General features: G+C 72.8%; 8 protein-coding genes. 1 reads left to right on the top strand and 7 read right to left on the bottom strand.

Annotated features, from left to right (window positions below; all coding sequences use genetic code 11):
- Positions 1–624 (top strand): DUF4139 domain-containing protein (locus tag OC439_RS27325; RefSeq protein WP_262015929.1); only part of this gene is annotated, 624 nt, incomplete at its 5' end.
- A gap of 49 nt (positions 625–673) precedes the next feature.
- On the opposite strand, the gene OC439_RS27320 is transcribed toward OC439_RS27325, so the two are convergent.
- From OC439_RS27320 to kdpB, 7 genes are all read right to left on the bottom strand, one after another.
- A complete protein-coding gene (locus OC439_RS27320; RefSeq protein ID WP_174533488.1) occupies positions 674–943 on the bottom strand; it encodes a GlsB/YeaQ/YmgE family stress response membrane protein in 270 nt (89 codons plus the stop codon).
- Between the two features lie 111 nt (positions 944–1,054).
- Positions 1,055–1,933 carry an ion transporter gene (locus OC439_RS27315; protein ID WP_262015934.1) on the bottom strand — a complete coding sequence of 293 codons (879 nt, stop codon included), beginning with the start codon at positions 1,931–1,933 and terminating at the stop codon, positions 1,055–1,057.
- A 180-nt stretch (positions 1,934–2,113) separates the two neighbouring features.
- Positions 2,114–3,220 carry a magnesium and cobalt transport protein CorA gene (locus OC439_RS27310; protein WP_262015928.1) on the bottom strand — a complete coding sequence of 369 codons (1,107 nt, stop codon included), beginning with the start codon at positions 3,218–3,220 and terminating at the stop codon, positions 2,114–2,116.
- Positions 3,221–3,278: 58 nt separating this feature from the next.
- Positions 3,279–3,959: a response regulator gene (locus tag OC439_RS27305; protein WP_262015927.1), complete on the bottom strand. Its 681-nt coding sequence runs from the start codon at positions 3,957–3,959 to the stop codon at positions 3,279–3,281.
- Entirely contained in the window at positions 3,956–6,502 is a 2,547-nt protein-coding gene (locus tag OC439_RS27300) for a DUF4118 domain-containing protein (protein WP_262015926.1), read from the bottom strand. Before OC439_RS27300 ends, OC439_RS27305 begins: the two co-directional genes overlap by 4 nt.
- A gap of 71 nt (positions 6,503–6,573) precedes the next feature.
- Positions 6,574–7,455 carry a potassium-transporting ATPase subunit C gene (locus OC439_RS27295; protein WP_262015925.1) on the bottom strand — a complete coding sequence of 294 codons (882 nt, stop codon included), beginning with the start codon at positions 7,453–7,455 and terminating at the stop codon, positions 6,574–6,576.
- The gene (gene kdpB, locus OC439_RS27290; RefSeq protein WP_262015924.1) at positions 7,455–9,638 is read right to left on the bottom strand and encodes a potassium-transporting ATPase subunit KdpB; all 2,184 of its coding nucleotides are present in this window, start codon (positions 9,636–9,638) and stop codon (positions 7,455–7,457) included. Before kdpB ends, OC439_RS27295 begins: the two co-directional genes overlap by 1 nt.
- Positions 9,639–9,644 lie beyond the last annotated feature (6 nt).

Below are 9,644 nucleotides of genomic sequence, written 5' to 3'. Positions count from 1 at the left end.
CAGGGCGTGACGGCGGCCACCTACCGGCCCGCGCGGCCGGTAGCGGTTCCCGCGGACGGCAGTGCGCACCGGGTGACGATCGCGGTGCTGGAGCTGCCGGCCCGGCTGGACCACGTGAGCGTGCCGGTGCGTGCCGCCGAGGCGCACCTGCGGGCCACGGTCCGCAACACGTCGGACCACACGCTGCTGCCCGGCCCGGCGTCGGTCTTCCACGGCGCCGATTTCGTGGCGGCGACGCGGCTGAAGACGTGGGCGCCGGGCGAGGAGACCGAGCTGGCGCTCGGGGTGGACGACCGGCTGCGGGTGGAGCGGAAGCTGTCCCGGCGCACCGAGAGCAAGGCCACGCTCGGGTCGACGCGGCGGCGGGAGGTGGAGTACCGGATCACTGTGGCGAACCACACGCCCCGGCCGGCCACTGTGGAGGTGCGGGATCAGCTGCCGGTGTCCCGCGACGAGGCGGTGGTGGTACGCGAGACCGCGCTGACGCCGCCGCCGGCCGAGCGTACGGAGCTGGGCGAGCTGACGTGGCGGCTGTCGCTGGCGCCGGGTGAGAGCGGCGAGATCGCCCTGGGCTTCCGGGTGGAGCTGGCGAAGGGCGTCGAGCTGACCGGCTGGCGGGAGTGACACGCCGGGGCCGCTTCCGCGACGTGCGGAAGCGGCCCCGGCGGGTGCCTCAGATGCGGCGGCGTCCGTAGAGGCCGGCGAAGACGGCGACACCGATGGCGGCGAAGCCGACCTGGAGCGCCAGCTCGATCCAGTCGATGCCGGGGGTGTCGTCGACGCCGAACGCGCCGGCCACCAGCGTGCCGACGAACGCGGCGACCACACCGATGAGCAGGGTCAGCCAGATCGGGATGTTCTGCTTGCCCGGCACCACCAGGCGCCCGAGCGCACCGATGATGAGACCGATGATGAGCGCGGTGAAGAAGCCCGTGATCTCCACGAGAGGCGTCCCTTCCCTCAAATGTGTTGGCGTCAGCCTGGTTGCCCCGATCAACCAGTCGGCCAAACCCGGGAACCGCTTTCGTCACGGAACTGTCATGACCGCCCCTGATCAGTGGTCCGAGGGCTGCCGGCGGCGCGGCGCGCCGGGCGGCTCCTCCCGCTCGATGCGCAGTTCCCGCTCCAACTCGGCGATCACCATGCGCAGGTCGTCCAGGCGCTGGCTGATCGCGATCCGGTCCACCTCGTCCGGAATCCCGTCCCCGTCGGAGTCGTAGTCGGACGCCAGCCCCTCGGTCATCTCAAGCCGGCGCGCCTCCTCCATCGAGTTGACGATGACGGCGATGAGGATGTTCAGCAGGAGGTTTACCGCGATCATCACGAAGCTGACGTAGTAGAGCAGCGTCCACGGTGACACCTCCAGACCCTGTTCCAGCAGGTCCGGCAGCGTCTCCAGGGACAGCAGCACGAACAGCGTGACAAGCGAGCGGCCGATGTCGCCGTACTGCTCGGGGTAGCGGGTTCCGAAGATCAGCCAGCCGGCCATGCCGTACACGTAGAGCGTGACGGCGGCGAGCGCGAGGAAACCCGCGACGCCTGGGAGGCTGCGCCACAGTGCTGCGACGATGGTCCGCAGGCCGGGTGAGAAGCGCACCAGACGCAGTACCCGGGCGACCCGGATGAACCGCAGTACGGCCGAGTCGCCGTGCAGGCCCGGGACGAATATGGCCGCCGTCACCAGCAGGTCGAAGACGTTCCAGCCGTGCCGGAAGAAGTCCTGCGGGCGGCGGCCGTACGCGAGCACCCGGATGGTGATCTCCACGACGAAGACCGCCCGGAACATCCACTCCGTCCACCGCAGCACCGGCCCGGCCGCGCCGAGGTTCGGGTACGTCTCGATGCCCAGCACCACGCCGTTGGCCATGATGAGCACCACGATGGCCACCTCGAACGGCCGGGACGCGACGATCCGGGCACAGTGGCCGGCCAGCCCGCGCTTTCCGTCACTGGTCCGGCGCCCGCCGCGCGGTGCCGGAACCGTGTCCCCGATCAGCGTTCCGCTCCGGAGGGCCGGAACCGGACGACGCGCGCACGACGGGGGGTAGCCACCCGGACACTTTAGTGGATCAACGAAGGCGTGCGGCTGCGGCCGAGACGCGCACGGCCCGGCTCAGAGCCAGCCGCGGCGTTTGAACAGCAGGTAGAGCGCGCCGCAGACGGCGAGCATCAGGGTGACCGCGAACAGGTAGCCGTACCGCCAGTCCAGCTCCGGCATGTGGGTGAAGTTCATCCCGTAGACGGTGCCGATCAGGGTGGGCGCGAACAGGATGGCCGCCCACGCGGAGACCCGCTTGATCTCCTCGTTCTGCTCGAAGCTGGCAGCGGTCAGGCTGCGCATCTCCTCGTTCTGCGCCTGCGACACCAGTGTGGCGTTGACGGTGAGGATGTTCTGGAGCAGGTGCCGGAACCCGTCCACCCGCTCCACCACCTGGGTCAGGTGGTCGGCCACGTCGCGCAGCCGGCGGCGCAGTTCCTCGTCCGTGCCGTACCTGTCGAAGCCGTGCGTGAGCGCGTCGACCACCTTCAGCAGCGGCCGGGCGGCCCGCTGGAACTGGATCACCTCGCGGCTCAGCTCGTAGATGCGGCGGCTGGCGTTCGGGTCGCCGCCGAACACCTCGGTCTCGATCTCGTCGATGTCGTTCTCCAGCCCGGCCACCACCGGCGCGTAGCCGTCCACCACCCGGTCGAGTACGGCGTAGAGCACTGCTTCCGGGCCGAGCGCGAGCACCTCGGGTTCGGCCTCCAGCCGCCGCCGCACGCCGGCCAGGTCGGGCGTGCCGCCGTGCCGCACGGTGATCACGAAACCGGGGCCGAGGAACAGGTGCAGTTCGGCGAACTCGACCGCGTCCCGGGCGTCCAGGTAGCGGGCGGCGCGCAGCACCACGAACAGGGTGTCGCCGTAGCGTTCCAGCTTGGGACGCTGGTGGGCGTTGATCGCGTCCTCGACGGCCAGGTCGGGAAGCTGGAACTCGGCGGCGACCGAGGCCACCTCCTCCCGGCCCGGCCGGCGCAGCCCGATCCAGGCCATCGCGTCGTCGAGCTGTTGCAGGCAGCGGAACGTGTCGGCGAGGCTCACAGGTGACGCCCGGCGTACGCCGCCGACGTAGACGCCGCTGTCGACCAGCCCGTCGGGTCGCTCCGGCTCGGCCGCGCCCGCATCGATGGCGTGCTCGTCGAGGCGGCGGCCGAACCCCTCCGAGGACCGGTTGTCCGCCATGCCCCTCCCCCGCTGCTCGGCCGGCTCGCCGAATCCCCCGCCGGGGCTCGCGCAAACGTCAGGGGCGGTAGCGGTAGCCCATGCCCGGTTCGGTGATCAGGTGCCGGGGCCGGGCCGGGTCGTCCTCCAGCTTGCGGCGCAACTGGGCCATGTACTGCCGCAGGTAGTTCGTCTCGTGGTGGTACTCCGGTCCCCACACGTCGTGCAGCAACTGGCGCTGGCTGACCAGCTTGCCCGGGTTGCGCAGCAGCTTCTCCAGCATGGCCCACTGGGTGGGGGTGAGCTTGACCTCGACGCCGTCGTCCCGGGTGACGGTCCGGTCGGCCAGGTCGACGGTGTTGCGGCCGATCCGCAGCGCGGGCACGGCGGGCGAGGCGGGGGCGAGCCGCCGGGTCACCGCCCGGATGCGGGCGAGCAGCTCGTCCACGCCGAACGGCTTGGTCACGTAGTCGTCGGCGCCCGCGTCGAGCGCGGACACCTTGTCCTCGCTGCCGGCCCGCCCGGACAGCACGATGATCGGCACGGCGGTCCAGCCGCGCAGGCCCCGGATGACGTCGGTGCCGTCCAGGTCGGGCAGGCCGAGGTCGAGCACCACCAGATCCGGCGGGTGTGCGGCGGCGGCCTTGAGCGCGGCGGCGCCGCTGTCTGCGACCTCGACGTCGTAGCCCCGGGCGCGCAGGTTGATCCGCAGCGCGCGCAGGATCTGCGGCTCGTCGTCGACGACCAGGATGCGGGTCATTCCTGCGGCCCCTCCGGCTGGGTGGCGGCCGGCAGCCGCAGCACCATGGTGAGACCGCCACCGGGCGTGGTCTCCGGGGTGATGCTGCCACCCATCGCCTCGGCGAGTCCCCGGGACAGCGCCAGCCCCAGGCCCACCCCGGTCTGGTTGTCCCGGTCGCCGAGGCGCTGGAACGGCAGGAAGACGTGCTCCCACTGGTCCTCCGGGATGCCCGGCCCGGTGTCGATCACCCGCAGCTCGACCTGTCCGGCGTGCGCGCTGCCGGTGATCGTCGGCGGCCGGCCGGGCGGGCTGTGCCGCAGCGCGTTCGCCACGATGTTGACGAGCACCCGCTCCAGCAGGCCCGGGTCGGCGAGCGCCGCCGGCAGGTCGGCCGGGATGTCCGTGGTCACCTCGGCCGCCGCCGGGCCCAGTTCGTCGAGGGCCAGGGGTACGGCGTCCTCCAGCCCGATCGCGGTGGCGCTCACGCCCAGCGCGCCGGCCTGCAACCGGCTCATGTCGAGCAGGTTCGCCACCAGCCGGCCGAGCCGGTCCAGCGACTCGTCGGCGGTGGCGAGCAGTTCCTCCCGGTCGTCCGCGTCGAACTCGACGTCGTGGCTGCGCAGGCTGCTCACCGCCGCCTTCGCCGACGCCAGCGGCGTACGCAGGTCGTGGCTGACCGCCGCGAGCAGCGCGGTCCGCATCCGGTCGGCGGCGGCCAGCGGACGGGCGGTGGCGGCCTCCTCGGCCAGCCGTTCCTGGCGCAGCGCGACGGCGGCCTGCGCGGCGAACGCCTCGACCACCCGCCGGTCGGCTGCCTCCAGCCGCCGGCCGGCGAGCACCACGCTGAGCCGGTCGTCGACCGGCACCACGGTCTCGCCCGCGCCCGGGCTGCCCGGCGGCCGGTCACCGACGCTCGCCACCACCCGCCAGGCGTCCGCGCCCCGGGCGCGCGCCGGGCGTCCGCCGGCCTCGTCGGTCAGCTCCAGCACGCTCACCGCGCGCAGCCCGAACGTCTCCCGCAGCCGGTCCAGCAGCGCGGGCAGCGGCCGCTCGCCGCGCAGCACGCTGCCCGCGACGGTGGCCAGGGTCTGCGCGTCGGCGGAGGCCCGGGCCGCCTCCCGGGTACGCCGCGCCGCCACGTCGACCACCCAGCTCACCGCGATGGCGACGCCGACGAAAACGCCGAGGGCGAGCAGGTTGTCCGCCTCGGCGATGGTCAGCGTCCGGTACGGCGGGGTGAAGAACCAGTTGAGCAGCAGCGAGCCGCCGAGCGCGGCGACCAGCGCGGGCCACAGTCCGCCGACCAGCGCCACGCCCACGACACCGGCGAGGAACAGCAGGATGTCGTTCGTCAGGGTGAGGTCGGGCAGCGTCCGCAGCACGAGCGTGAGCAGCGGCATGCCGAGCACCGCGAGCGCGTACCCGATCAGCCGCCGGCGTCGCGACAGCGCGGCGGGCACCGACGTGCCCCGGCGCCCGCGGCCCGCCTCGGGGTGGGTGACCAGGTGCACGTCGATCGGGCCGGACAGCGCGGTGGTGGTCACGCCGACGCCCCTGGCGAACACCTGCGCGAACCGGCCCCGGCGGCTCGCGCCGAGCACGAGCTGGGTGGCGTTGACGCCCCGCGCGAAGTCGAGCAGCGACGCCGGGATGTCGGTGCCGAGCACCTGGTGGTACGTGCCGCCGAGGCTCTCCACCAGCACCCGCTGCCGGGCCAGCTGGGCCGGGTCGGCGCCGGCGAGCCCGTCGCTGCGGGCCACGTGCACGGCGAGCAGGTCGGCGCCCTTGCTGCGGGCGGCGATGCGGGCGGCCCGGCGGATCAGCGTCTCGCCCTCCGGGCCGCCGGTCAGCGCGACCACCACCCGTTCCCGCGCCTCCCAGGTGTCGGAGATGCCCTGCTGGGCCCGGTACGCGTCGAGCTGCTCGTCGACCTTGTCGGCCAGCCAGAGCAGCGCCAGTTCGCGCAGCGCGGTGAGGTTGCCGACCCGGAAGTAGTTGCCGAGCGCGGCGTCGATCTTGTCGGGCCGATAGATGTTGCCGTGCGCCATCCGCCGGCGCAGCGCCTCCGGCGTCATGTCCACCAGCTCGACCTGCTCGGCGGCCCGGACCACCTGGTCCGGCACCGTCTCCCGCTGGGTGGTGCCGGTGATCTGCGCGACCACGTCGTTCAGCGACTCCAGGTGCTGCACGTTGACCGTGCTGAGCACGCTGATCCCGGCGTCGAGCAGCTCCTGCACGTCCTGCCAGCGCTTCTCGTGACGGGAGCCGGGCACGTTCGTGTGGGCCAGCTCGTCCACCACGACCACCTCGGGCCGCCGGGCCAGCACCGCGTCCAGGTCCATCTCGGTGAAGTCGACGCCCCGGTACGTCATCGACCGGCGCGGCACCACCTCCAGGTCGCCGATCATCTCGGCGGTGTGCCGGCGGCCGTGCGTCTCGACCAGGCCGATCACCACGTCGGTGCCGCGCTCGGCCCGGCGCTGGGCCTCCTCGAGCACGGCGTACGTCTTCCCGACGCCCGGGGCGGCCCCGAGGTAGATCCGCAGTTCACCCCTGCCCACAGCGTCCATCCTCCCTGACCGGCCGGGAGCGGCCCCGGGTCTTCCCCGGGGCCGCTCCGGTCGCTGTCGCGTCAGCGCGCCGGGAACGCCTCGTCCAGCGCCAGATTGAGTTCAAGCACGTTCACACCGGGCTCGCCCATGAAGCCCAGCGCCCGGCCGGTGGTGTGCTCGGCGACCAGCCGCCGTACCGCCGCCGGGTCCGCGCCGCGCTCCCGCGCCACCCGGGCCACCTGGATCCGGGCGTACGCCGGGGAGATGTGCGGGTCGAGGCCGCTGCCACTTGCGGTGACCGCGTCGGCCGGCACGGCCGGGCGGGCGGGAGCGTCCCCGCGTACCGGGGTGACGATGCCACCCTCGGCCACGTAGTCGTGGCCGGGCTGGGCCGCCTCCACCGGCACGCCCTGCCAGGTGGCGACGAACGGCGTCGCGGGCGCGGCCTGGTTGACGCTCACCACGCGGGTGATCCGGCCGGTGAGGCCGTCGGCGCGGAACACGGCCAGCACCGCGCCCACCCCGTCCGGGGTGCAGTACGGGCGCCGCCCGTCCACGCCGTCCAGTTCGCCGACCGCCTTGCTGCGCGCGCAGACCTGGGTGAGCAGGCTCTGCGCCGAGGTCTCCTCGTCGCCGGTGAGCGTGTCCACCACGCTCTCCGGGCCCAGGTTGCCCGCCGCGGTGGCGGTCGGGTCGTAGCCGTCCCCGGCGGCCGACGGGCGGGACTGGAAGTAGCGCGGGATCGGGTTGCCGTCCGCGTCGGTGAACGACTGGCCGATCAGCGAGCTGCCGACGGTCCGGCCGCCGACGGTGAGCAGTGAGCCGTCCGCCCTGCCGTCGAGGCCGGGGAGCCGGCCGACGGCGACCAGGGCGAGCGGGTAGACCAGGCCGAGCAGCACGGTGAAGACGAGCACCGCGCGCAGGGCGGCCAGGTGCTGGGAGAGCCAACTGGGAAGGCGCATCACGAGATCCCCGGGACGAACTGGACGAGCAGGTCGATGAGCTTGATGCCGACGAACGGCACCACGATGCCGCCGAGGCCGTAGAGCCACAGGTTGCGGCGCAGCAGCGTCGAGGCGCTGGCCGGGCGGTAGCGCACGCCGCGCAGGGCCAGCGGGATCAACGCCACGATGACAATCGCGTTGAAGACGACGGCGGAGAGGATCGCCGACTCAGGGCTGTCCAGGCGCATGATGTTGAGCCGGTCCAGCGACGGGTAGATGCCGGCGAACATGGCCGGGATGATCGCGAAGTACTTCGCGATGTCGTTGGCGATGCTGAACGTGGTCAGCGCACCCCGGGTGATCAGCAACTGCTTGCCGATCTCCACGATCTCGATCAGCTTGGTCGGGTCGGAGTCGAGGTCGACCATGTTGCCGGCCTCCTTCGCGGCCGACGTGCCGGTGTTCATGGCGACGCCGACGTCCGCCTGGGCCAGCGCGGGCGCGTCGTTCGTGCCGTCGCCGGTCATGGCGACGAGCCGGCCGCCCTCCTGCTCCTTCTTGATCAGCGCGAGCTTGTCCTCCGGCGTGGCCTCGGCGAGGAAGTCGTCCACGCCCGCCTCGTCGGCGATCGCCTTCGCGGTACGCGGGTTGTCGCCGGTGATCATCACGGTCCGGATGCCCATCCGGCGCATCTCGTCGAAGCGCTCCCGCATGCCGGCCTTCACCACGTCCTTGAGGTGGATGACGCCGAGCGCCCGGGCCGGTTCGCCGGCCACGTGCTCGGCCACCACGAGCGGCGTGCCGCCGGTGCCGCTGATCGCGTCGACCAGTTCACCCACCTGTTCGGTCGGGTGACCGCCGTTGTCGCGTACCCACTTCATCACCGCGGCGGCCGCACCCTTGCGGACGTGCCGGACGCCCCCGTCGGCGTCGAGGTCGACGCCGCTCATCCGGGTCTGCGCGGTGAACGGCACGAACGTGGCGTGCGGGATGAGGCCGGGCTCGCGCTCGCGCAGCCCGTACTCGTTCTTCGCGAGCACCACCACCGAGCGGCCCTCGGGGGTCTCGTCGGCCAGGCTGGACAGCTGCGCCGCGTCGGCGAGTGTGGCCGCGTCCACGCCGGTCACCGGCAGGAACTCGGCGGCCTGCCGGTTGCCGAGCGTGATCGTGCCGGTCTTGTCCAGCAGCAGCGTGTTGACGTCGCCCGCCGCCTCGACCGCCCGGCCGCTCATCGCCAGTACGTTGCGCTGCACGAGCCGGTCCATGCCGGCGATGCCGATCGCGGACAGCAGCGCGCCGATGGTGGTCGGGATGAGACAGACCAGAAGCGACACGAGCACGACGCCGGTGACGCCGGAGTCGGTGATCGCCGCGGTGTCCGGCGCGGCGGCCTGGTAGCCCTTCGCGAAGATCGCCATGGGCTGGAGCGTGACGACGGCGAGCAGGAAGATGATCGTCAGCGCGGCCAGCAGGATGTTCAGTGCGATCTCGTTCGGCGTCTTCTGCCGGTTGGCGCCCTCGACCAGCGCGATCATCCGGTCGATGAAGCTCTCGCCGGGCTTCTGGGTGATCCGGACGACGATCCGGTCGGAGAGGACCCGGGTGCCGCCGGTGACCGCGCTGCGGTCGCCGCCGGACTCCCGGATCACCGGGGCGGACTCGCCGGTGATCGCCGACTCGTCGACGCTGGCGATGCCCTCCACCACGTCGCCGTCGCCGGGGATGACCTGCCCGGCCTCGACCAGGACGACGTCGCCCTGTCGCAGTTGCGGCGCGGGCACCGCCTCGTCCCGGTACGCGTTCGCGGCGGCACCGGGCGTCCAGCCGACCAGGCGGGTGGCGATGGTGTCCTGCTTGGCCCGGCGCAGCGTGTCGGCCTGCGCCTTGCCGCGCCCTTCGGCGACCGCCTCGGCGAGGTTCGCGAAGATCACGGTGAGCCAGAGCCAGACGGTGATCGCGACCGCGAAGACGGACGGGTCGGCCACCGCGAGCACTGTGGTGAACAGCGCGCCGATCTCCACGATCAGCATCACCGGGTTGCGCCACAGGGTGCGCGGATCGAGCTTGCGCAGCGCGTCCGGCAGCGACCGGAGCAACTGGCGAGGGTCGAGCAGTCCGCCGCCGACCCGGCGGTCCGGCGTGCCGGGAGCCGCGGTGTCGCCGATGACCGGCGCGTCGGCGGTCTGCACAGGTGCTGTCATGTCCTT

The organism is Micromonospora sp. Mcm103 (genome assembly GCF_024519755.1).
GTDB classification, from domain to species: Bacteria; Actinomycetota; Actinomycetes; order Mycobacteriales; family Micromonosporaceae; genus Micromonospora; species Micromonospora aurantiaca.
The sequence above is the reverse complement of the archived record's forward strand: the minus strand, read 5'-3'. Positions and strand labels throughout refer to the sequence as shown.